This window comes from Limnospira sp., from assembly GCF_051859755.1.
Taxonomy (GTDB): domain Bacteria; phylum Cyanobacteriota; class Cyanobacteriia; order Cyanobacteriales; family Microcoleaceae; genus Limnospira; species Limnospira fusiformis.
Map to the genome: position 1 here is coordinate 1 of NZ_JBIMLI010000083.1, position 21,853 is coordinate 21,853.

Annotated in this window: 24 protein-coding genes; 18 read left to right on the forward strand and 6 right to left on the reverse strand. The window is 45.0% G+C overall.

The annotated features are described in order from the left end of the window. The first annotated feature begins 71 nt into the window (after positions 1-71). The 7 genes from ACTIE0_RS14800 to ACTIE0_RS14830 all read left to right on the forward strand — a co-directional run bounded on the left by ACTIE0_RS14800 (position 72) and on the right by ACTIE0_RS14830 (position 6,407). Positions 72-329, forward strand: coding sequence for a hypothetical protein (locus ACTIE0_RS14800; RefSeq protein ID WP_006621856.1), 258 nt, complete (start codon positions 72-74; stop codon positions 327-329). Between the two features lie 131 nt (positions 330-460). Further along, positions 461-2,047: a glucose-6-phosphate isomerase gene (locus tag ACTIE0_RS14805; RefSeq protein ID WP_006668847.1), complete on the forward strand. Its 1,587-nt coding sequence runs from the start codon at positions 461-463 to the stop codon at positions 2,045-2,047. A gap of 120 nt (positions 2,048-2,167) precedes the next feature. Further along, positions 2,168-4,276, forward strand: coding sequence for a phosphate acetyltransferase (gene pta / locus ACTIE0_RS14810; RefSeq protein WP_006668848.1), 2,109 nt, complete (start codon positions 2,168-2,170; stop codon positions 4,274-4,276). A gap of 134 nt (positions 4,277-4,410) precedes the next feature. Continuing rightward, complete coding sequence (locus tag ACTIE0_RS14815; protein WP_439516927.1) at positions 4,411-4,821, forward strand: diguanylate cyclase; 411 nt, start codon at positions 4,411-4,413, stop codon at positions 4,819-4,821. A 135-nt stretch (positions 4,822-4,956) separates the two neighbouring features. Next, positions 4,957-5,154, forward strand: coding sequence for a hypothetical protein (locus tag ACTIE0_RS14820; RefSeq protein ID WP_006621860.1), 198 nt, complete (start codon positions 4,957-4,959; stop codon positions 5,152-5,154). Continuing rightward, positions 5,155-6,048 (forward strand): putative bifunctional diguanylate cyclase/phosphodiesterase, encoded by an 894-nt coding sequence (locus tag ACTIE0_RS14825; RefSeq protein WP_006668851.1) that lies wholly within the window; start codon positions 5,155-5,157, stop codon positions 6,046-6,048. A gap of 74 nt (positions 6,049-6,122) precedes the next feature. Further along, entirely contained in the window at positions 6,123-6,407 is a 285-nt protein-coding gene (locus ACTIE0_RS14830) for a DUF427 domain-containing protein (protein WP_006668852.1), read from the forward strand. On the opposite strand, the gene ACTIE0_RS14835 is transcribed toward ACTIE0_RS14830, so the two are convergent. Further along, on the reverse strand, positions 6,404-6,757 hold the full coding sequence (locus tag ACTIE0_RS14835; protein WP_006668853.1) for a winged helix-turn-helix transcriptional regulator: 354 nt from the start codon (positions 6,755-6,757) through the stop codon (positions 6,404-6,406). The genes ACTIE0_RS14830 and ACTIE0_RS14835 overlap by 4 nt on opposite strands. Positions 6,758-7,207: 450 nt before the next feature. Between ACTIE0_RS14835 and ppsA the strand changes: the two genes are divergently transcribed. Together ppsA and ACTIE0_RS14845 are read left to right on the forward strand one after the other, a co-directional pair. Next, a complete protein-coding gene (gene ppsA / locus ACTIE0_RS14840) occupies positions 7,208-9,718 on the forward strand; it encodes a phosphoenolpyruvate synthase (protein WP_006621864.1) in 2,511 nt (836 codons plus the stop codon). A 469-nt stretch (positions 9,719-10,187) separates the two neighbouring features. Next, entirely contained in the window at positions 10,188-10,424 is a 237-nt protein-coding gene (locus ACTIE0_RS14845; RefSeq protein ID WP_006668854.1) for a hypothetical protein, read from the forward strand. 73 nt (positions 10,425-10,497) lie between these two features. On the opposite strand, the gene ACTIE0_RS14850 is transcribed toward ACTIE0_RS14845, so the two are convergent. After that, positions 10,498-10,803 (reverse strand): ferredoxin-thioredoxin reductase variable chain, encoded by a 306-nt coding sequence (locus ACTIE0_RS14850; protein ID WP_006668855.1) that lies wholly within the window; start codon positions 10,801-10,803, stop codon positions 10,498-10,500. Positions 10,804-10,823: 20 nt separating this feature from the next. After that, positions 10,824-10,970 (reverse strand): hypothetical protein, encoded by a 147-nt coding sequence (locus tag ACTIE0_RS14855; RefSeq protein WP_155839094.1) that lies wholly within the window; start codon positions 10,968-10,970, stop codon positions 10,824-10,826. Between the two features lie 93 nt (positions 10,971-11,063). Here ACTIE0_RS14855 and ACTIE0_RS14860 point away from each other — a divergent pair, with 93 nt between their 5' ends. Further along, a complete protein-coding gene (locus ACTIE0_RS14860) occupies positions 11,064-11,435 on the forward strand; it encodes a DUF6464 family protein (protein ID WP_006668856.1) in 372 nt (123 codons plus the stop codon). Between the two features lie 34 nt (positions 11,436-11,469). Here the strand turns inward: ACTIE0_RS14860 and ACTIE0_RS14865 are convergent, their stop codons facing one another. Further along, complete coding sequence (locus ACTIE0_RS14865; protein WP_006668857.1) at positions 11,470-13,434, reverse strand: ABC transporter ATP-binding protein/permease; 1,965 nt, start codon at positions 13,432-13,434, stop codon at positions 11,470-11,472. A 356-nt stretch (positions 13,435-13,790) separates the two neighbouring features. Between ACTIE0_RS14865 and ACTIE0_RS14870 the strand changes: the two genes are divergently transcribed. From ACTIE0_RS14870 to ACTIE0_RS14895, 6 genes are all read left to right on the forward strand, one after another. Continuing rightward, positions 13,791-14,111: a 2Fe-2S iron-sulfur cluster-binding protein gene (locus ACTIE0_RS14870; protein WP_006668859.1), complete on the forward strand. Its 321-nt coding sequence runs from the start codon at positions 13,791-13,793 to the stop codon at positions 14,109-14,111. 20 nt (positions 14,112-14,131) lie between these two features. Beyond that, entirely contained in the window at positions 14,132-14,326 is a 195-nt protein-coding gene (locus ACTIE0_RS14875) for a hypothetical protein (RefSeq protein ID WP_006668860.1), read from the forward strand. A 6-nt stretch (positions 14,327-14,332) separates the two neighbouring features. Next, the gene (locus ACTIE0_RS14880) at positions 14,333-15,391 is read left to right on the forward strand and encodes a DUF3326 domain-containing protein (protein ID WP_006621874.1); all 1,059 of its coding nucleotides are present in this window, start codon (positions 14,333-14,335) and stop codon (positions 15,389-15,391) included. Between the two features lie 29 nt (positions 15,392-15,420). Continuing rightward, positions 15,421-16,014, forward strand: coding sequence for a CPBP family intramembrane glutamic endopeptidase (locus ACTIE0_RS14885; protein WP_006621875.1), 594 nt, complete (start codon positions 15,421-15,423; stop codon positions 16,012-16,014). A gap of 156 nt (positions 16,015-16,170) precedes the next feature. Then, positions 16,171-16,719 (forward strand): methanogen output domain 1-containing protein, encoded by a 549-nt coding sequence (locus ACTIE0_RS14890; RefSeq protein WP_006621876.1) that lies wholly within the window; start codon positions 16,171-16,173, stop codon positions 16,717-16,719. Between the two features lie 5 nt (positions 16,720-16,724). Next, positions 16,725-18,122 carry an ATP-binding protein gene (locus ACTIE0_RS14895; RefSeq protein ID WP_006668861.1) on the forward strand — a complete coding sequence of 466 codons (1,398 nt, stop codon included), beginning with the start codon at positions 16,725-16,727 and terminating at the stop codon, positions 18,120-18,122. 77 nt (positions 18,123-18,199) lie between these two features. Here the strand turns inward: ACTIE0_RS14895 and fabG are convergent, their stop codons facing one another. Next, positions 18,200-18,895 carry a 3-oxoacyl-ACP reductase FabG gene (gene fabG / locus ACTIE0_RS14900; RefSeq protein WP_006621878.1) on the reverse strand — a complete coding sequence of 232 codons (696 nt, stop codon included), beginning with the start codon at positions 18,893-18,895 and terminating at the stop codon, positions 18,200-18,202. 923 nt (positions 18,896-19,818) lie between these two features. Beyond that, positions 19,819-20,373: a gamma carbonic anhydrase family protein gene (locus ACTIE0_RS14905; protein WP_006622592.1), complete on the reverse strand. Its 555-nt coding sequence runs from the start codon at positions 20,371-20,373 to the stop codon at positions 19,819-19,821. 79 nt (positions 20,374-20,452) lie between these two features. On the opposite strand from ACTIE0_RS14905, the gene ACTIE0_RS14910 reads away from it, so the two are divergent. Beyond that, positions 20,453-20,944 (forward strand): TIGR02652 family protein, encoded by a 492-nt coding sequence (locus ACTIE0_RS14910; protein WP_006622585.1) that lies wholly within the window; start codon positions 20,453-20,455, stop codon positions 20,942-20,944. 33 nt (positions 20,945-20,977) lie between these two features. After that, complete coding sequence (locus ACTIE0_RS14915) at positions 20,978-21,382, forward strand: VOC family protein (RefSeq protein ID WP_035759996.1); 405 nt, start codon at positions 20,978-20,980, stop codon at positions 21,380-21,382. Positions 21,383-21,853: the final 471 nt, after the last annotated feature.

A 21,853-nucleotide genomic window follows, 5' to 3' on the forward strand; every position in this document is an offset into this window, starting at 1 on the left:
ACTAAAGTCCCCCTGTCGCGTTTCCTCCCCGGTCTAAAGACACGGGGCTTCCACGCTCCCAAGAGGTTTACGTGAATGTTGAAGTTCGTTATGCACGCTCTTTTTTACAAGACTTAACTGCCTTAGACACGGATGCCTATTGGCGAGTTTATCAAATCGTTTTCGTCAAGTTTCCCCAAATTAATCGCTTACAAGAATTACCGGAATTTCGTGCGGTGGGTTCGACTGGTATTTTTTATCGATTCACCATCGATCGCTATTTAATCGGCCTAGAGATGACGGGCCAAATCGTCAAGTTTCTGAGAATTCTGCCTAAACCCCATGTTTAAGTTTTGAGAACTGTTGTAGAATATGTGCTGATAGATAAGGCTCTATCAATGAATTGCGGAAGGGTAAAAGCGGTTAAACCCTCATAGATGTTCTGGACTGGCAACTTGTACATAACGGGGAAACAGTGATTATGGATGCCATTACACTCTGGCAAAGATACCAAGACTGGCTGTACTACCACGAAGAAATAGGACTGTACCTCGATATCAGTCGGATTAGGTTTGATCAGGCTTTTCTGGAAGCCATGAAGCCCAAGTTTGACGGGGCATTTCGAGACATGGAAGCCCTCGAAGGTGGGGCGATCGCTAATCCAGATGAACAGCGAATGGTAGGCCATTATTGGCTGCGAAACCCGGAGTTAGCACCTACTCCCCAAATCAAACAGCAAATTATCGACACAGTTAACAAAATAGAAACCTTTGTCGCTAAAGTCCATAAGGGTGAGATTAAACCCCCCCAAGCCGAAAAATTTACAGATTTACTCTCCATTGGTATTGGAGGATCAGCCCTAGGACCACAATTTGTGGCTGATGCTTTAGCCCCAGATTACCCACTGATCAACATCCACTTTATTGATAATAGTGACCCCGATGGCATAGATCGGATTCTGCAACGACTAGGCGATCGCCTAAAGAGTACCCTAATCTTAGTAATTTCCAAATCCGGCGGCACCCCAGAACCCCGTAACGGCATGATGGAAGTTAAACAAGCCTTACTCAAGCAAAACCTCCACTTTCCCGATCAAGCGATCGCCACTACCCAAATCGGTAGTAAACTCTACCAAGAAGCCACCAGCCAAGGATGGTTGGAAACCTTCCCCATGGAAGACTGGATCGGTGGTCGCACCTCGGAAATGTCAGCCGTAGGACTACTTCCCGCCGCCCTACAAGGCATAGATATTCATGCCCTACTCCAAGGGGCTCAAACCATGGATATAGCCACCCGCCAACCCGACATCAAAACCAACCCCGCCGCCCTGCTGGCCCTATGTTGGTATGCCGTCGGAGGTGGCCGTGGTCAAAAAGATATGGTAATTCTCCCCTACAAGGACAGACTCATACTCTTGAGCCGTTATCTGCAACAATTAGTCATGGAATCCTTGGGAAAAGAAAAAGACCTAGATGGAAACATCGTCAACCAAGGTATCTCCGTCTACGGTAACAAAGGTTCCACAGACCAACACGCCTACGTCCAACAGCTTCGAGATGGGGTTCCTAACTTCTTCGCCACCTTTATCGAAGTCCTACGCGATCGCCAAGGACCATCCTCAGAAATCGAACCCGGAGTCACCGCCGGAGACTATCTCTCAGGCTTCCTACAAGGCACACGAGAGGCTCTATACGACAACCAACGAGACTCCATTACCGTAACTATTACCGAAGTAAATCCATACACTGTAGGCGCTCTAGTCGCTCTCTATGAACGTGCTGTCAGTCTATATGCTTCCCTAGTCAACATCAACGCCTATCACCAACCGGGAGTCGAAGCCGGGAAAAAAGCCGCCGCCCAGGTTCTAGAGTTACAACACCAAAGTTTACAAGCCTTACGCAGCCATAGCCAAGGTATTTCTATCTCCGACTTAGCCACCAAAATAGATGCCCAGGAACAGGTAGAAACCCTATATAAAATCCTGCGTCACCTAGCAGCTAATGACCGAGGAGTAGAATTGAGCGGAGACCCCAGTAAACCCGGCCAACTGATCGCCAAATGGCGCTAAACTTAACCCACTAGCGCCCAATCCATAATTCCTATTCACCCGGTCTTTCTCCCCCCACAGATCGGGTAAGTTTTCATTGGTGTAGCATGGGAGGGCAGGACATAACTAGGAGTGAAAGGAATGGCTGAGAACCTCTACATTGCTACCATTGAACCCGGGAGTGGCAAATCCCTAGTCGTACTCGGAATCATAGAATTGCTTTCCAAACGAATTCAAAAATTGGGATTTTTCCGTCCCATTATTCGTAGTCACACCACTCCTGACAGAGATATCCAATTAGTTCGCAGTCGCCTACACCAAGCCCTACCCTATGAATCTTACTATGCTCTCACCCACGAAGAAGCTCAAAATTTGATTGGTGAGGGTCGCTATGATGAAGTCATTAAGCAAGTCATCGAAAAATATAAAGCCGTTGAGCAAGATTGTGATTTTGTAGTCTGCGAGGGAACCGATTTTACTGATATCGCTTCCGCCTTCGAGTTTGATTTTAACGTCCGATTTGCTAACCACCTAGGTTGTCCCATTTTGATTGTAGCCAGCGGTAGCGGTAAAACCCCCAATCAATTAATGAGTGCCTTACTAGCCGAACGGGAAGCCTTTATTGAAGAAGGTTGCGCGATCGCCGCTACTGTAGTTAACCGTGTCGATAACCACAATGTTCCAGGAATTATGGAACAGTTGACAACTCTCTGGAAATTTCCAGATCCCCTATTTGTCATTCCAGAAGAACCCATTTTAGCTAAACCCACAGTCGCCGAAATTGCCCAGAAACTCGGCGGTCAACAAATCTATGGCCCATCCGACGATCGCCTTAACCGCGAGGTTTTTGATTTGCGCGTCGCCGCCATGCAAGTTCCCAATTTCCTCAAATACCTCAAAGAAGGTAGCCTAATTATTACCCCAGGCGATCGGGCTGATATTATTCTCGCCTGCGCCGTCGCCGCTACTTCCGAGAACTATCCTAATATTGCCGGAATTATTCTTAGTGGCGGTCTGGAACTACCAGCCACTATCCAAAGCCTCATCGATGGATGTCCCCATTGGGCAGTTCCCATGATCACAGTTAAGACTGATACCTACGAAACTGCCATGAATGTAGACCGGGTACATGGTGCTATTACCCCGGACAACGATCGCAAAATTGCCTCAGCTTTGGGGTTATTTGAAACTCATGTCAACTTGGGTCAAATTGAGGAGCGCATACAGGTTTCCCGTCCCTCTCGCATGACTCCGATCATGTTTGAGTATCAATTGATTCAAAGGGCTAAAGCTAATCGACAGCATATTGTTCTACCCGAAGGACGCGAAGATCGGATTTTACAAGCCGCTGAGATTTTGTGGCGGCGGGGAGTCGCAGATATTACCTTATTAGGTTCAGAAGCAGAAATTCGCGGACGTATTGCCGCCCTCGGTTTGAATTTATCCCAAGTCCAGATTATTGATCCGGCTAGATCCCCCTGGTATGAAGACTATGCTGAAACCTATTTTAATCTCCGTAAACATAAGGGTATTGCTAAAGACGGGGCCTATGATGTCATGCTCGATGTTAGCTATTTTGGTACCATGATGGTTTATAAGGGACACGCTGATGGTATGGTGTCGGGAGCAGTCCATACCACAGGTCACACGATCCGCCCCGCTTTGGAGTTTATTCGCACCATTCCCGGTACTTCTATTGTCTCTAGTGTCTTTTTAATGGGGTTGGAAGATCGGATTTTGGTTTATGGCGACTGTGCCGTAAATCCTAATCCTAATCCTCAACAATTGGCTGATATTGCTATCAGTTCCGCTTTGACTGCTCAAATGTTTGGCATTGAACCTAGGGTGGCTATGTTGTCTTATTCTACTGGAGAATCCGGACAGGGTGAGGATGTCGAAAAGGTTAAGCAAGCTACCATCATCGCTCGTCAACTGCGCCCCGACTTGAAAATTGAAGGCCCGATCCAGTATGATGCTGCTATTGATGAGAGTGTCGCTAAAACTAAGCTACCTGATAGCCAGGTGGCTGGTCGTGCCACGGTTTTTATTTTTCCCGATTTGAATACCGGGAATAATACTTACAAGGCTGTACAGCGATCAGCTAATGCTGTGGCGATCGGACCAATTTTGCAGGGATTGAAAAAACCCGTTAATGATTTGAGTCGCGGTTGCACCGTCACCGATATTGTTAATACAGTAGCAATTACTGCTATTCAAGCGAATCTAGGCACACATTTTCACTCCCATTAATTCCATAAACACTGGACATTGTAGCATCTCAGATAGAATACTGTTAATGGGTAAGACTCCATAATGGTGAGCCATCCTGGTTTCACCATAACAGAGTCTATGCTCTGATGTTTACCTTGTCAATGGCTTTGACCATGAATATACATACATTAACCAAAGACCTCCCTCGTCGAATAGTCCTCAGTTACGCTGTTATTGGCGCGGTCTGGATACTCATTTCTGATCAGGCTATAGAAACTATTATTGGTAATTATAGCCAGTTTACTTATCTGACTACTTTCAAAGGCTTAATATTTATGGCTATTACCAGCCTTTTATTATATCAGCTTCTCCAAAAATATCAGCGATCGCTTCAGGAAATGAACCATAAAATGGCATCCACAAAAACCATGCAATTACTGATAATTTTAAGCAAAATTACCGAATATATTAAGTTACAAAAGCAACTGAGAAGCTACATTGAATATGACTCTTTGACTAAACTGCCTTGGCGGTCTTTCTTGTTAGATAAACTGGAGTCTTTATTAAAACAAACTCACCCATAAAATCATACATTTGCAGTTATTCACCTTGATGTTGTCCATTTCAAATCCATTAAATATACCCTGGGATATGAATTCTCATAACAGCTATTAATCGCTATCACTAACCGCCTGACTACCTATCTTCCTGATGCCGTCATGATTGCTAGAGTCGGTATGGCTGATGAGTTTATCATTCTCTGGGAACAGGTAGGAGACTTGGAATCAGCCCATCAAATTCTCAATTATATTAGCCATCTGTTTATTCAACCATTTAATCTCTCAGAACATGAACTTTTTAAACAGGTAAAAATGGGGTTGGCTTTGAGTTATGACTGTGGGGAAAATCCCGAATAAATGTTACAAGCAGCAGAATTAGCTGTGCATCAATGTCGCCGTTCCCCCAATACAAGTTATACGATATTTAATCACGAATTTAAAGCCTATGCTAGTCGTCAGCTAGAGTTGGATAATCAAATGAGACGAGACTTTAATGACCGTAAGTTTCAGCTTTATTATCAACCAATTTTCGGCGCTGAGACCCTCAAAATAGTCGGCTTTGAATCCCTGATTAGATGGTATAATAACACTCAGCTTATTTCTAACTTTGAATTTATTCCTTTGGCGGAAGAAACCGGTTTTATTATTCCCTTGGGAACCTGGGGATTTGGTCAGGCTTGTTGGCAATTTCAACAGTGGCGATCGCAATTTCCCCAGGTCGCCTCCATGTTTATTAACATTAATGTTTCCGTGATACAACTGATGCAGCCCAATTTATTAAGCCAAATTGATCATATCTTAAAAGTTACTGAAATTCCCCCCCAACAAATTCAACTCGAAATTACCGAAACCGCCTTAATGAATAATGCCGAAGATATTACCGACATCTTAAAACAAATCAAATCCCGTAAAATTAACCTATGTATAGATGATTTTGGCACCGGGTATTCATCTTTAAGCTATCTCCACAATTTCCCCTTCGACACCATTAAGGTTGATAAATCATTTATTAGCGGTATGGAACGAGATCAGAAAAGTGTTGAAATTGTCAGAACGATCGCCTTAATGGCCAACTGTTTAGATATCAACTTAGTAGCTGAAGGGGTCGAAACCCAAGGTCAACTCAGACAACTACAAAACCTGAAATATCAAACCATCCAAGGATATCTACTCGCTCAACCCATGTCCGTAGCCGCACTCGAAGACTATCTGCAACGCCAACATCATAATTGTTGTCCAGAAGCAGGTTAGAAGTTATCCCCTCACCAACCATCAAAAACTATGTATAATTAAGCCATCACAAAACTTGAGTTTAGGAAAATTTTATGGCCAAAGCAATTTGGAATGGGGTCGTTATTGCCGAAAGCAATAATTGTGAAGTCGTCGAAGGCAATCAATATTTCCCCCCAGACTCCGTTAAAAAAGAATACTTCCGAAATAGCGACACCCACACCACCTGTGGCTGGAAGGGGGTCGCTAGTTACTATACCCTGGAGGTGGGAGGCGAAGTTAACAAAGATGCTGCTTGGTATTATCCTAGCCCATTACCCGCTGCCCAGAAGATCCAAGGTTATATCGCCTTCTGGAGAGGCGTAAAAGTCGAAGTTTAACTACCTCCGACTACCTGTTCATCAGATAACCAAGCCTCTCCTGCCTCTTGTAGGGCATCAATGACTGGCTTGATATTTCGTCCCCTAGGTGTGAGAGAATATTCTACCCTAGGGGGTATTTCTGGATAAACCTTCCTTTCTATCATACCATATTTTTCTAATTCCCTCAACCGAATTGTCAAGGTTTTCGTACTAATCGGAAGTGCTTCCTGTAGTTGATGAGTACGGCGGTTATCTATCAAAAGTTCCCGCAAAATTAAAAAAGACCACTTACTATTAATTCTATCCAATATATATTCTATAGGACAAGGCTGTTCGGTCTCAGTAGAGTTTTCCGAACTAGTTGACATTGGGCCTGCTTGGGAGTTTTCGCAATGTTTTGTAACTTTCATTTTAACAAATTTTAAGGTTTACTTTAGTGGTTACCAACCGCCACAGAAGTTTTAAACTTTTTTAATAAGCGGCTGTATTTCCATCATAGCAATATTTTTGTACTTTGGGTAACTAAGATAACTTTAGTAAACTATATTGTAATTTTTATAGAAAGTAATACTCTATAAACAGAGGGAAAAAAAACCCTCTGTGACGAAAAAAAATCTCAGCCTGTAGATCGACAGTCAAACCAAAATTAACTAAGTCTAAATGCTGAGTTTTGGAGCAATAAGGTTTGCCATACCTATTGCCAGATAGTCTATTTGCATGAAAATCAGAGTATCAGTAAGACTGAATATTCTGGAAGTGTAGAAAGATTTGGCTGTACTCTCTACCAGACTGTTATTCAAGTTTGGAGGAATTTCATAATGGTTGAAAATAAAGAAAAAGCATTCGTACTGTGGTTTGAGGAAGTAGGAATTGTCGATGTTCCATTAGTAGGTGGAAAAAACGCATCCCTAGGGGAGATGATCCAACAGCTAGGCTCCCAAGGGGTTAGCGTTCCCACAGGTTTTGCTACCACGGCCTATGCTTATCGCTACTTTATCGAAAAAGCGGGCTTAGAAGTCAAACTACGCGAACTGTTCTCGGATCTAGATGTAGAAGATATGCCCAACCTGCGGCAGCGGGGTAAGCAGGCTCGCGCTTTGATCCTAGATACCCCCTTCCCTCCAGAACTTGAAGAAGCAATTGTTAGTTATTACAGAAAACTGTGTGAACGTTACGGGACTTCAGCAGAATTCTGTGAGAAGTTCGATTCAGATTATAAGGAAGAATGCAAACGCTATGCCAGTGATATTGACGTAGCGGTGCGGTCTAGTGCTACAGCAGAAGACTTGCCTGATGCGAGTTTTGCAGGTCAGCAAGAAACATACTTAAACGTTTATGGGGAAGATACAGTCTTAAAATCTTGCCATAAGTGTTTTGCTTCCATCTTTACAGATCGGGCGATTTCCTACCGGACAATTAAAGGCTTTGATCACTTCGATGTTGCCTTGTCGGTGGGTGTACAGAAAATGGTTAGGTCTGACCTAGCTTCCTCCGGTGTCATGTTCTCAATTGACACAGAAACGGGCTTTAAGAATGCTGCCCTAGTGACAGCGGCCTATGGTTTAGGGGAAAACGTGGTACAAGGTGCAGTTAACCCTGATGAATACTTTGTATTCAAGCCTACTCTGAAACAAGGATTCCGTCCTATCCTAGAGAAGCGCTTAGGCACAAAAGAACTGAAGATGGTTTACGACATTGGTGGCACGAAACTCACCAAAAACGTAAGCGTCCCAGTTTCCGAACGCGAGAAGTTCTGTATTACAGATGATGAAATCCTGAAGCTGGCTGAATGGGCGGTTATCATCGAAAATCACTACTCAACAGTTCGTGGGTGCTATACACCTATGGATATTGAGTGGGCGAAAGATGGTGTCACGGGTGAACTGTTCATCGTCCAAGCACGTCCAGAAACGGTACAATCCCAAAAATCGGGCAGTGTCCTGCGGTCTTACAAACTCAACGGAACTAGCAACGTGCTATCTCGCGGTCGTGCAGTTGGCGAAATGATCGGTCAGGGTAAAGCACGGGTAATTATGGATGTTCACCGGATTGATGATTTCCAACCGGGAGAAGTATTAGTTACCAACAAGACTGACCCCGACTGGGAACCGATTATGAAGCGTTCCAGTGCTATTGTCACTAACGCTGGCGGTCGGACTTGTCACGCGGCGATTATTGCTCGTGAAATGGGTATTCCGGCGATCGTTGGTTGCGGAGATGCTACGGAAGTGGTCAAGACCGGACAAGACATTACAGTTTCCTGTTCGGAAGGGGAAGAAGGACGGGTGTATGAAGGGTTAGTGCCCTTTGATGTGAACGAAACTGTTCTGGACAACTTACCTAAGACCCGCACTCAAATTCTGATGAATGTGGGGAACCCAGAAGAAGCCTTTGGTTTGGCATCTATTCCCTGCGATGGTGTAGGTTTGGCTCGTCTTGAGTTTATTATCGCTAATCATATTAAGGCTCACCCCTTGGCGTTGCTCAAGTATGACCAACTGGAAGATGAATCAGTTAAGCGGGAAATTGGCGAACTGACCAAACTCTATGATCATAAGCCGGACTTCTTTGTTGATAAACTGGCTCATGGTATTGGCACGATCGCAGCGGCTTTCTATCCGAACCCAGTGATTGTGCGGATGTCGGACTTCAAGAGTAACGAATACGCCAACCTGTTAGGTGGTCGTCAGTTTGAACCCAAAGAAGAGAACCCGATGATCGGCTGGCGGGGTGCATCCCGTTACTACGACCCCAACTACCGGGAAGCCTACGGTCTGGAATGTGTGGCTCTGAAACGGGTGCGCGACGAAATGGGTCTGACCAATGTGGTGCCGATGATTCCTTTCTGTCGGACTCCTGATGAAGGCCGCAAGGTGTTGGCTGAAATGGAGAAATATGGCCTGAAACGGGGCGAAAACGGCCTCCAGGTTTATGTGATGTGCGAATTGCCGAGTAATGTCATCTTTGCTGATGAGTTCGCTCAAGTGTTCGATGGCTTCTCCATCGGCTCGAACGACTTGACCCAGTTAACTCTAGGCTTGGACCGTGACTCCGCACTGGTGGCTCATATCTTTGACGAACGCAATGAGGCGGTACGTCGGATGGTCACGATCGCCATCAAAGCAGCTAAGAAATATGGTCGCAAGATTGGTATTTGTGGTCAAGCGCCTAGTGACTATCCAGAGTTTGCTCGGTTCTTGGTTGAGTTGGGTATTGACTCGATGAGTTTGAACCCCGACTCTGTGATTAAGACCATCCTCGACATTGGCAAGATGGAAGAGTCTGGCGTTTTGGTTGATGATATCATGGAAGTCGCTCAGGCTAAATAGAGTTCCGTTTAGGATACTAAGTAACTTCTGAGTTCTAATTTAAAACTGCTCTGGTGAAAGCCGGGGCAGTTTTTTTTCGCTCACCCACCCCAGGAGAAACCCGGTTTCTAGGAGAGTTTCTCCTTCCCCAAGGGATGGCAGGTGAGAAACCGGGTTTCTAAACTCTCACCCACCCCAGGAGAAACCCGGTTTCTAGGAGAGTTTCTCCTTCCCCAAGGGATGGCTGGTGAAAAACCGGGTTTCTAAACTCTCACCAACAGGTTGACAAAAAATCTAGGCGGTGATATGATGTGGAGGCTATTTCTAACCGAAAGTAACTCGGTTCTATGAATCGGTGAAAGAGAAATTAAAGACAGGTAAAGGGGTCATATTAAAGCTGTTTGTAGCCATCGGTTTAGCGATCGCCTGGATTTTACTAACAGCGACCCCTGCTTGATGTACGGAAAAGTCAACCTTAGCCAGAAAGATTATGCACTCCAACTGGGAACACATAATTCCACAAGCGCCGCCACCCCCAGGGGAAATCATAGAAGCATTAGAAGCCACGACGACAACACGGGAATTTTATCAGGAAGTCGAATATCGTGAGGACTTCGATCGCTATTGCCAGTGGTATTATGAGACAGCCGATCGCCACCGTCAAGAGATGCAGAAAATGCTAGGTGATTTTAACCTGCTGGGGTGGTTTTTGCGGGGTCGCCACTAAAGCTGCCGGGGTGAGGGACTCAAGAAACGGTCAACTGATGTCTCTTTGTCCCCAATAGTTCCCCAGATAGTTTCTAACTCTCCTCAATCACTTCTAACTCCTCCTCTCTGAAGTGAACCTTAAACTTGGGGTTAAACTGTACTATAACAGGCAGATTAGGGGTAATAGGTCTACCATTCCAGTCTGTTAGGATGGATACAATTTCCCCCTCCAATCCCTTAGCATCAGAAGGTTGATTGCGGTGTTCGGGATTGACATAGATAATCACTGACTCTTTGACGCGAACACGATCGCCGACTTTCATAAATTCCAACTCATGTATTTCGGTAAAAATGCCTACAGAAGTGGCTGCGATAGTTGTGCGACCACCCAGCGACACTCACTAGAACAGACAGTTTTTTATCTTGACATGAAATAGGCAAATCTCAAACTCCCGGCGGGGAAAATCACAGTTCCCGATCGCCTGAAATCATCGATAATTGGGGATTTCCGGGAATTATTCGGGTCAGTGGGGAAGCGGGAGGGACTACCTAAGACCCTTGACATTTTGCCAGAAAAGTGGACCAATCTTGGTTCAGCTTCTGGGGGTATATTTTAAGATACAATTGGGCAGGTGTTTTGTGAAAATTGGGGAAATTCATGGAATCATATCCACTACCAACAGAAGTAATTTTAACCGAGCCGCGTAAGTCCCTAGGAAATGTGTGTTTTGATTGGACTCCCCAACCTGGCCATTATTTGGTTTTAGAGGGTCAAACCTATGCAGTTTTGGAACGCCGACACCGTTATCATTTAAAATCAGGTCGTTACCGCCTAAGTAAAATTGCTCTATATGTACAGTCGGCTGAAGAACCCCAGGAGAAGAGTTTAGTCAATGGACATTGGGTAATAGGGGATGCTAGTTGTCGGTTTAATGCGCGATCGGAGTTATTTCGCTGTGCGGTAAATCCCCAGGGACCCTGCGATCGATGTCGCTTTTATGAGTCCCTGGAAGAAACACCCCCCGGATAATGACGGCGAAATCAGAAGCGGTCAAAAACGGAGACTATCCCGCAAATAAATTCAGGTCTGCTTGATATTCCTGTGGGGATATTAAACGCCATTTTTGGTCTTCCATCAACTCTAAAACGTGGTGATGATATTGCAGTAAACTCATCCGGTGTCCGACACTAACGTAAGTAGTGTTCATCTGGTTGAGTTTTTGATACAGCAACTCCTCATTTTTCATATCAAGGGCGCTGGTAGCTTCATCAAGGATAGCATAGCGAGGTTGAGTGAGCAACAGACGAGCAAAGGCGAGGCGTTGCTGTTCTCCGAGGGAGAGAACATTAGCCCAATCCAATTCTACATCAAAGCTACCAACACGATCGCTTAAATCACCCAGATTAACGAGTTTCAAAACGGATTCTAATTCGGTGTCGTCGATGTTTAGATGGGAGTTAGGATAGAGTAATTGTTCTCGCAGGGTTCCCAGAATCATATAAGGACGCTGGGGGAGAAATAGCATTTCGCTAAGTTCCGGACGCACTAGCACCCCAGTTCCCGATCGCCATAAACCCGCGATTCCTCGTAATAGGGAACTTTTCCCTACTCCACTTTGACCAACAATTAATAAACCCTCACCGGGTGCTAACTCTAGGGATAAATCCCGCACCAATGTTTTCTGATAGTTAGGAGTTTCTAAGGTGAGATTTTTCACCGCCAAAGGAGAGTCTATCATGAGGTCAATTTGAGGTTTCCCTGTGGGGGTGCGATCGCTCACTTCCAGGGCTTCGGAGAACCCAGTCAAACGATTAATACCCGCCGCAAATCTACTCAAGGGTTCAATTTGACTGACCACAATCGAAAAAGCGCTTAACACTTGAGAAAAGGCAAAACCCGCCTGGGTAATATCTCCAAATCTGATTTGTTCGGCAAAATACAGAGGAGCCATAATCAGAGAGGGTAAAATAATCACAAGATAGCGATACCCAGTAGTGAAATAATCTACATTTCTCTGCCAACCAATCAGGAGGTTAAAATTATTAAAGGCTTGGAAAAACCTATTTTTAACCTGCTGAGATTCGCGGTTTTCTCCCTGATAAAAGGCGATAGATTCGGCATTGTCGCGGACATGGACTAAGCCATAACGGAAATTTGCCTCCAGTTTAAGCTGATTAAAATTGAGGGTAATTAAGCGCCGACCTAATAAGACTGTGACCCCTGTACCAAATACGGCATAAATTAACAGGAACAGGGACAATTGTTTAGAAATCGACCACAGAATACCCGTGAAGGAAATTACATCAATTACCGCGCCTAAAATAATCAGTAAAAATCGGAGGCTAGTAATCGTAAAAGCCTGAATATCCTCAGAGATACGTTGGTCAGGGTTATCGATATCTTTATGGGAGTCTATTTCATAGTAGGAGCGATTCTGAAAATAATTATCCAGAAATCGATTAGTTAACCATTTCCTCCAATAGTTCCCGAGGCGATCGCGTGTGTAACCATAGAGAACCACGATGGGAGTACCCACGACAAAGACACCAGCATAAACAAACAGAAACCGCCAAAATTCCTCCTCATTTCTCTCTGAGAGAGCGGTCATAAAAAAGTTTCCCACATAGCTAATAATGACATTTAAGCCACTAACAGCCAAAGAAATAAATAGCAGGACACTCAAAAAAGCCCAAGGTTGCCAGCGAGTCAACCATTGACGGCGATACCAGTAGAATACCATGGCGGGTACAAGCAGCATCAAAGCCACGACTATAATAGAGGGAGAATAAATCACCCCTTGTATAGTTTCCAATAAGCCGGGAGCGATGCGATTAAAAAACTCAGGAAACAGCAGTTGACTAGCGAAAGTAACGGCGGTGACCAACACAAAAGCGACCCCAAACAAGAAAACCAGCAGCAGCAACATCAATAACAAAAAAACCCTGCCACTACCAGGTCCTAGGGGATAAAAAAACGGTTGTGCGATGCTGAGAAATCGTCTCCAAAGTTGACTATCAAATCGATTCATCTGTTAATGCTAGACCAATTATTGAACTTGAATGGGATAACCCGGGAGCCATACCCAGATTAGGCAAGAAGGTCAAAGCACAATGGAGGGAAGGCCGGTTAAACTTATAGGTGATAACGACCAAAAGTAGATCTACAAGGTTTCTGACTTTTACCCAAAAAGTTTATAACAAAAACCTGGAATTACTCTATCATACAGAACAATAATTTCCGATAAAGTTGCAATAGAGGAAGTTAACCCGGCGGGCGCTATTATCCTGAATGGTTAGGTTCAGCGAACAATCAGGGATATATTTGACCCTGTCATTGTAAACTATAAAACTGATTGTTCAATGTGGAAGGAGTATTAACCCAATCATGTCTAACACCTATAGGGTGGAGATTCACCACGAGGGCCAAATTCACGAGATTGATGTGCCGTCGGATAAGTATATCCTGCAAGTAGCGGAAGAGGCGGGGTTTAGTTTACCAAATTCCTGCAATGCTGGAGTTTGCACTACCTGTGCTGCTAAAATCCTGGAAGGAGAAGTTGATCAGAGTGAGGGTATGGGGTTGAGCCCCGATCTGCAAGCACAGGGCTATGTATTGCTGTGTATAGCCCATCCGCGCTCAGATTTGAAGGTGGAAACCGGAAAGGAAGAAGAGGTCTATCAGCGCCAATTTGGTGCAAGTTCATAGGATTTTTGAATTGACGAGAAATGACTACCCACTTTATTACTGCTGAAATAGATTTAACTGAATCCCCAAAGGCTTTACAAGAAGCGATCGCCACCGAATTAGAAAGCCGGGGCGAACCCCTGCGCTGGGCGATTACCAAGGTGGATACTGACCGCCAAATCGCCCATGTAGAAGCAGTTTTCACGACAGGCGACCATCCCGGTCAGCCTCAATAGACAATCATGGCTCGCCCCTTTACTGTGGTAATGATAGTCCCTACTGGAATAGGGGCGGATTTGGGTGGCTATGCGGGGGATGCCTTACCCATTGCTCGATCGCTATCTGGAGTCTGTGATAGGTTAATCACCCATCCCAACGTCCTTAACGGCGCTCAGTTGTACTGGCCTATACCTAATGCCCTCTATGTGGAAGGATATGCGCTAGACCAAATGGCGGCGGGGTGTTGGGGACTCCAACCCGTCCACAGTAACCGAGTGGGACTATTACTCGATCGCGGTATGGAACCAGAATTGCAACTGCGACACCTACAGGCCGCCGATGGCGCTAGAGCGACTCTGGGCATCAATATGACTGATTATGTCATTACCGATGCTCCCCTCAACGTAGAGCTAAGAATAGCCCCCTCTGGTGCTTCTTGGGGAACCATTGGCAACCCAGATAGTTTACTGCGGGGGGCAAAACAGTTGATCGATAAAGCGGGAGCGGAAGCGATCGCAGTGGTGGCTAGATTTCCCGATGATGAAGGCAGTGTGGCTCTCAGCCAGTATCGACAGGGACAGGGTGTTGATCCTCTCGCCGGAGCCGAGGCTATTATTAGCCATCTCATTGTCCGACATTTTCGCATCCCCTGCGCCCACGCTCCCGCTCTGTTACCTTTACCCCTAGACCCCCATTTATCACCCCGTTCGGCGGCGGAAGAAATAGGCTATACATTCCTTCCCTGTGTATTAGCCGGGTTGAGTCGTGCGCCCCAATATGTCCAGTCTCGGTTGACAGCACCTGATAGCATCTGGGCTAATCAAGTTGATGCGGTGGTAGTTCCAGAAACCGCCTGTGGTGGTAGTGCTATCCTGAGTTTTGCTAATAGTGCCAAACTGATGATCACCGTAGCCGAAAATCGCACCACTATGGCAACCCCCCCAGAGGCGATCGGTATTAAGACCGTCCCGGTAAAATCATATTTAGAGGCGATCGGAGTTTTGGTAACATGGCGACAGGGAGTTAATCATCAAGCCCTCAGACCAAATCTAACAACTCTCAACCGACTGCACACCCCTTAACAGAACCATACTCCAGCCCTAATATCATCGTGGAAAAAATCCCCAATCAGCCAGAATTTGAATCCTTTACCCGTACCCAAATTTTAATCGCCATGGGGGGGACAGCCCTATTGTTGCTAGTCATTGCTAAAGTCGTGTCTTTCTTTGGTGATTTTTATATCTTACCTGTGGAAATCACCACTTTGGGCATAATTCAAGGATTAGCGATCGGTGTAGGAATTACTGGGGCTAGTGCAATTCTCTATCGTCTTTGGCCGGCTTATAGTCGCAGTGCCGATATTTATTTAAAACTAATTCTCACCCCCTTAATCTGGCCAGATTTAATTTGGTTGGGATTGCTTCCCGGTCTCAGTGAAGAGTTACTATTTCGGGGTGTAATTTTCGCAGCCATTGGGTTGAATCCCCTGGGTTTAGTCGTTTCCAGCATCTTTTTTGGCTTACTCCATTTCAGCGGTTCTCAACAGTGGCCTTACATTATTTGGGCTACCCTAGTGGGAGTAATTTTAGGCTATAGTGCCTTAGCTACAGGCAACCTTGTCGTGCCCATTGTGGCTCACATTTTTACTAATTTTATATCCGGTTTTCTCTGGAAGTTTAAATATATCGGCAGTTCCCATACCTAAAACATTCATCAACCCCCTAATCATAATCAATCTCTGTTCCTCCAGCCACCCGGTCAGCATAAATATCTCAGCGGTGGACATATACAAGTTATTTATGCGATAATCTCCCTAGGGTCACGTCAATAAGCACATCAGTCTTAACCAAATCACAGGAATATGAGTAATCTTACCCATTCATCCCCTGATAACAACCAATCTTTCACGGAGTTAGATATTCCCCTGGAACGAGATATTTTTCTCCGTACCTTAATCAGAGAACTCGCTGGGACACTGGAAAACGTTGTCGGCTTACAAGAAGCATCCGGTTTTATCAGCGTTGTCGGTCAGTCAATGGGTAGAGCCATTGAGCAAGATTATAAATCAGCCCTGCAACTTTCTCAACTCTCCCGTTCACAAGTCGCTCAAGTGTTGGTAGACCTCAAGCGACGCATTAACGGCGATTTTTATGTCATTGAAGAAGACGACGAAAAAATAGTTTTTGGGAATCGAGTTTGTCCCTTTGGAGATAAGGTCTTAAATCGTCCTTCTATGTGTATGATGACCTCTAATGTATTTGGGTCAATTGCTGCGGATAATCTCGGTTATGCGAAAGTAGAATTACAGGAAACTATTGCTCAAGGTCATTCAGGCTGTCGAGTAGTTGTGTATCTTCAACAGACGGAAGATGCCGAAGATGCCGAAGGTCGGGAGTATTTTGGAATATAAGAAAGATGACACCGGAACAGTTTTTAGAGGTGGCTTCTGTATTGCCAGAGCCGTTAATTTTGGCTACAGTTAGCGGTGATATTTTGGCAGCAAATCGTCCGGTTGCTAAACTTCTTAATTGTCGCAGTAAAGACCTACGAGGTAAGAATTTATTAGAAATTGTTGAAAACCCCCATGATTCAGTTCTTGAATATTTAAAAACCTGCGCCAGAAATCGTCAATTATCCTTCGGTTCCTTAAATTTTATCCTCCCCAATGATGAGCATTTAAGCTGTCGTGCGGAGGGTGCGGTAATTCAACCAGCTTCTCCTGAATCTCCGGCTTGGATTTTACTGCGTTTACAAAATAGTGCAGCCGCCAATTTAGATTTTGCCGTCTTAAATCAAAAAATTGATCAACTCAGCCAAGAAATTCACCATCGGAAACAAGCCGAAGCGGCATTATCCCAGAAAAACCAGGAATTAGAAGAGGCATTTTGTCAATTAAAAAATACTCAACTTCAGTTAATACAAACGGAAAAAATGTCCAGTCTCGGTCAATTAGTAGCCGGGATAGCTCATGAAATTAATAACCCGGTTACCTTTATTGATGGCAATTTGGTTCATGCTGAAGAATATATTGAGACTTTATTGCAGCTAGTCCAAATGTATGAAACAGCATATCCAGACTCATCGCCAGAAATTGAAGAGTTTAAAGCAGAAATAGATCTGGATTTTGTGGTAGAGGATTTAGAGAATTTGTTAGATTCCATGCGTAAAGGGACTCAACGGATTTTAAAGATTGTTAAATCCCTACGCAATTTCTCGCGGTTGGATGAGTCGGGGTGCAAAGCGGTGGATATTCACGAAGGTATTGAAAGCACTTTAGTGATTTTACGCGATCGCTTAGAAACTTCCTTACAATCTGGTAAAATCGAGGTAATCCGAGACTATGGAAACTTACCTTTAATAGAATGTTATCCAGGTCAACTTAATCAGGTATTTATGAACTTGATTAGTAATGCGATCGATGCTTTAGTAGAATCCGACCAAAAACCACCCCCAGACCGCAACTCCCCACATTATAGCCAAATTATAATTTCTACCCAACTCATTGATCACAAGTCTATTAGGATTTCCATTAAAGATAATGGCTCAGGAATTTGTGACCAAGTTTGTCCTCACATTTTTAACCCGTTTTTTACGACCAAACCTGTCGGGAAAGGTACGGGATTAGGGTTATCAATTAGTTATCAGATTATCACCCAACTGCATCAAGGTCAATTGATTTGTCGGTCAACCCCCCACCAAGGAACAGAATTGGGAGTAGAGATTCCTATTCATCAAACCCCCGTTAAAAGTAGCAGGTCAGACCCAGAAAGGTTGGTAGAGGTTGACATTTTGGATATGGCTCAAAAAACCTAGGTGGTGCTGGTGCGTCAGAATATATCCATCTGGGTGGGTTTGGATATGGTCGCTTCTGACGCTACGGGAATGTAGGCTTAAATGTTGCCGTAGACGGGAATAGCAGCACCGCGTAGGTCTTTGGCGGCTTCTGAAGCTAAGAAGCAGATCACCTCTCCTAGAGATTGGGGTGTTACCCATTGGTGAGCGTTATCACTACCCATGGCTTCGCGGTTGCTGGGGGTGTCAATGACGCTGGGAAGCACACAGTTGGCGGTGATATTGGTGTTTTTGGTTTCATCTGCGATCGCTTTAGTTAAAGCCACTACCGCCGCCTTAGAAGCACAGTAAGCCGCTAATTGTCCGGCTGGGTCTATAGCACCACGACTCCCTACCGTCACGATTCTACCGTAGTTATTTTGTCGCATTTTAGCTAGGCTGTGCTTGCATACAAGGAATGTGGTATTTAAGTTAAGGTCTATGTCTTGTTTCCAGCTATCATAGCTATATTCGTGGGTAGCCCCCATGGAGAAACCCCCCACTAGATGAATCAGAACATCAACCCGACCCATATCATTAATCAGTTTACTAACCGCGTTTTCGTCCGTGAGATCGACCGCCACAAACCGAATTTGCTCAAAGTCCGTCGGGGAAAGGATACCTTTAAGGCGATCGACTTCTGCTTCACTGCGATAGGGTATCGTGACCTTAGCTTTTTGGTTAAGCACTAGGGGGGTCACTCCTAAACCTAGTCCCCCAGTTCCGCCAGTGATTAGTACCTGTTTATTATTCATCTGGATAATTGATAATCGGCTTTCAATTAACTTTAATGGTTTTCTGGTTGCAGATCTAGGCTCATACAAATCTTGGCGGTGGCTAAAAACCCCATCCTAGGGCAGGGAAAATTTACCATAGACCTCTGATTATACCATATATAGTGGCACTGTTTCCCATTATCCTAGGATACGTCAAGTTAGGAGATTTGTCAAGAGGAATTATGATAAATGTGTAACAATTATTAATTGTTAATGGCGGGGGCGCGCCTCCCCTGTAAATTCTGAATTACTCACGACTTTATGAATAAAGCCGCCCGGTGCTACAGATTAGCAGCTTGCCAATCTGGGTAGGTGAGATTATACGAACAGCACTGGAGCATGAAAACCTTGTCTCAAGAGAGCAAGGATGAAAGGCGACACGGGTACTTTAGTGCCCGTCAGCCCAAGATCTGATCAACTCTCGAACAACATCGCTGTTTTACTTGACACGCTTACTAGATAAATGCTACACTGATTTTAGTAGTGCCAGGTAACCAACCACTTAAAAAACCTTGTTGCCTCAAGGCGTACACTGAACCTTGACCATTGAATCTATGCGGTTTGGCTGCATTGTTCTAGCTTCCTCCTGGCAGCAGGTAAAAGATTCACAGGAACTAGACAAATCAGTTTTTGAGGTATATTTGCTTCAATCTAAACAGGATTGGCAGAAATGCAACTACGGTAGGGCATACCGAAAGTAACGCTTGGGGAGAGTCCCACCTCTGGGCTAGACGACGCAAGGAATCTAGTTTAAGTGGTCTCGGTGAGCCAAGAATCCCCGTCTCTTCAGAGCGGGGAGTGTCAAGCTGATTTTCCACCTTCCACCCCGGCCATAACAATTTCTCCGACATTTTCATCCCTCATGGGATAACTGGTAGCCAAGGAATTTTTAGAGTGCGTCCCTATTTTAGTTCAAATCCGGTCTCCGTGCTACCTCCAGCGTGAAATCGTGCCAGTTTCTCGTATCGTTGGGCGTGGTCAATAAGTTCTGTGACTTCGGCTTCGGAAATTTCCCGGATACGTTTAGCCGGAACTCCCACCATTAGCGATCGCGGTTGTACGTCTTTGGTCACTACAGAACCCGCACCGATAATACTACCGAAACCGACTCGCACCCCATCTAGTATAATTGCCCCAATGCCGATTAAACTTCCCGGTTCAATATGGGCGGCATGGATCACCGCTCGATGACCTACGGTAACATCATGTTCTAAATGGGTAATATATCCGGGGTCGCCGTGGAGAATAGCACCATCTTGAATATTAGTGCGATCGCCTATAATAATCCGTTCAACATCCCCCCGCACTACCGCAGCATACCAAATACTCGCCCCTGAACCCACTTGTACATCACCAACCACCACCGCACCTGGGGCGACAAATGCAGCCTTAGACAAATCCGGTGGCGGAAAATGACCGACTGCTGGACAAATGGGAGCTTGATCAGGTAGGTTCATAGCTTAAACTGATGGCTGATTGATACATATACAAAACCCATCGCTATAATAGACCACTACTGGCTCGGAAAACGGTTTCATGATAAATTCTGCCTTGCAGTACCCTATTTTTGGGGCGGAGATTCGCTGTCCTCACTGTCGCCAAAAAATCCCGGCTTTAACCCTGACGGATACTTACCTATGTCCTCGACATGGGGCTTTTGAAGCTGATCCTCAAACTGGCGAATTGGTACATCTTCAGTCCGGGCGACAATGGCGTTTATGGGAGGATGAATGGTATCGACAGCATACCCATCCTGACGGTATCCGCTTTGAAATACACGAAGCCCTCGATCGCTTATATACTCAAGGATATCGAGCCACACGAGTCATCATCGCACAGCGTTACCAGGAGTTAATTAGTTCTTATCTCGAACGTAACACCCCCTGGCGTGATCAGTCTGAGGTGGGGGAACCTCGTCTCTATGGTCTTCCTGTAGAGTTTAGCCCCTCCCCACAGGTTGAACCCTGTTGGGATGTCATTAACTTTAGTCTGGAAAAGGAAAAGGGGCTCTCCCCTTCCTTATCTTAATTGGCGCTCATGGAAATAGATGGGGATAATTTCATGCACCATGCTTCTATTCGCACCGCAGATATTCATCGCGCGATCGCTTTTTATCAGCAGTTGGGGTTCTCCGTCACCGATCGCTTTACTACTGGCTACACCCTCGCCTGTTGGATGCAAGGAGATTTGGGCCGCCTTGAACTTATCCAAATTCCTGAACCATCACCACCCCCTGACCCCTTTGGAGATGAACATTATGTCGGTTACTATCATCTCTCTTTTGATTTGACTGATATTACTCCTGATTTACCTACTTGGATTCATCATTTGAGCGATCGCATCCCCTCTTTAAAGGTTCTCCTTCCCCCTACCCAACAGCTAATCAGCAACCGCGTTTATGAGGTCGCTTTTATTGCTGATGCTGACGGCTTACCCCTCGAATTTATTCGCTTGTTAAAGCCCTAATTAATGCCACAATCGCCCCCATTCCATTCCTCTAATGCTCTAAATTTTCAAAAAAAATGGCCCGCCCCCCTAAAGGGGTTGACAAGATGGGGGGATGTGGGGTAACATTAGAGTATTACGCTTTACAATGGAAATATATCCCTAAATAATTTTTTAGTCGTGCCTGCCATTATCTAAAATGGTATCATAGCCAACCCCCTAAGTCAATAGTTATCTCCCATTACTATGGCGATCGTGACAATTTGTAACAAAACTTAACATAATTGGCAATAATATTAACGGGGGAGCTTAATTTAATCGCAGATTAGTTGAACCAATTAGGGCGATGCGCTACCATACCAAGTATGGGTGCGAGACGTTTAGGAGACCAAATAGGGCTGAGATGCCTGAAATAAACTCCTAGTGGGACTTCCAGCCCTTGGTTGATTGGGTCGCATCCCTGACCATCCACATAACACAGCCTAATTTTTG

What these genes read in the sequence shown, in the direction of transcription:
- ACTIE0_RS14805 (WP_006668847.1), top strand. Translation starts at nt 461, where the DNA reads ATGGATGCCATTACACTCTGGCAAAGATACCAAGACTGGCTGTACTAC.
- ACTIE0_RS14830 (WP_006668852.1), top strand. Translation starts at nt 6,123, where the DNA reads ATGGCCAAAGCAATTTGGAATGGGGTCGTTATTGCCGAAAGCAATAAT.
- ppsA (WP_006621864.1), top strand. Translation starts at nt 7,208, where the DNA reads ATGGTTGAAAATAAAGAAAAAGCATTCGTACTGTGGTTTGAGGAAGTA.
- ACTIE0_RS14875 (WP_006668860.1), top strand. Translation starts at nt 14,132, where the DNA reads ATGACTACCCACTTTATTACTGCTGAAATAGATTTAACTGAATCCCCA.
- ACTIE0_RS14905 (WP_006622592.1), bottom strand. Translation starts at nt 20,373, where the DNA reads ATGAACCTACCTGATCAAGCTCCCATTTGTCCAGCAGTCGGTCATTTT.
- fabG (WP_006621878.1), bottom strand. Translation starts at nt 18,895, where the DNA reads ATGAATAATAAACAGGTACTAATCACTGGCGGAACTGGGGGACTAGGT.
- ACTIE0_RS14890 (WP_006621876.1), top strand. Translation starts at nt 16,171, where the DNA reads ATGAGTAATCTTACCCATTCATCCCCTGATAACAACCAATCTTTCACG.
- ACTIE0_RS14870 (WP_006668859.1), top strand. Translation starts at nt 13,791, where the DNA reads ATGTCTAACACCTATAGGGTGGAGATTCACCACGAGGGCCAAATTCAC.
- ACTIE0_RS14835 (WP_006668853.1), bottom strand. Translation starts at nt 6,757, where the DNA reads ATGTCAACTAGTTCGGAAAACTCTACTGAGACCGAACAGCCTTGTCCT.
- ACTIE0_RS14880 (WP_006621874.1), top strand. Translation starts at nt 14,333, where the DNA reads ATGGCTCGCCCCTTTACTGTGGTAATGATAGTCCCTACTGGAATAGGG.
- pta (WP_006668848.1), top strand. Translation starts at nt 2,168, where the DNA reads ATGGCTGAGAACCTCTACATTGCTACCATTGAACCCGGGAGTGGCAAA.
- ACTIE0_RS14855 (WP_155839094.1), bottom strand. Translation starts at nt 10,970, where the DNA reads ATGTCAAGGGTCTTAGGTAGTCCCTCCCGCTTCCCCACTGACCCGAAT.
- ACTIE0_RS14915 (WP_035759996.1), top strand. Translation starts at nt 20,978, where the DNA reads ATGCACCATGCTTCTATTCGCACCGCAGATATTCATCGCGCGATCGCT.
- ACTIE0_RS14820 (WP_006621860.1), top strand. Translation starts at nt 4,957, where the DNA reads ATGATTGCTAGAGTCGGTATGGCTGATGAGTTTATCATTCTCTGGGAA.
- ACTIE0_RS14910 (WP_006622585.1), top strand. Translation starts at nt 20,453, where the DNA reads ATGATAAATTCTGCCTTGCAGTACCCTATTTTTGGGGCGGAGATTCGC.
- ACTIE0_RS14865 (WP_006668857.1), bottom strand. Translation starts at nt 13,434, where the DNA reads ATGAATCGATTTGATAGTCAACTTTGGAGACGATTTCTCAGCATCGCA.
- ACTIE0_RS14815 (WP_439516927.1), top strand. Translation starts at nt 4,411, where the DNA reads ATGAATATACATACATTAACCAAAGACCTCCCTCGTCGAATAGTCCTC.
- ACTIE0_RS14845 (WP_006668854.1), top strand. Translation starts at nt 10,188, where the DNA reads ATGCACTCCAACTGGGAACACATAATTCCACAAGCGCCGCCACCCCCA.
- ACTIE0_RS14895 (WP_006668861.1), top strand. Translation starts at nt 16,725, where the DNA reads ATGACACCGGAACAGTTTTTAGAGGTGGCTTCTGTATTGCCAGAGCCG.
- ACTIE0_RS14825 (WP_006668851.1), top strand. Translation starts at nt 5,155, where the DNA reads ATGTTACAAGCAGCAGAATTAGCTGTGCATCAATGTCGCCGTTCCCCC.
- ACTIE0_RS14860 (WP_006668856.1), top strand. Translation starts at nt 11,064, where the DNA reads ATGGAATCATATCCACTACCAACAGAAGTAATTTTAACCGAGCCGCGT.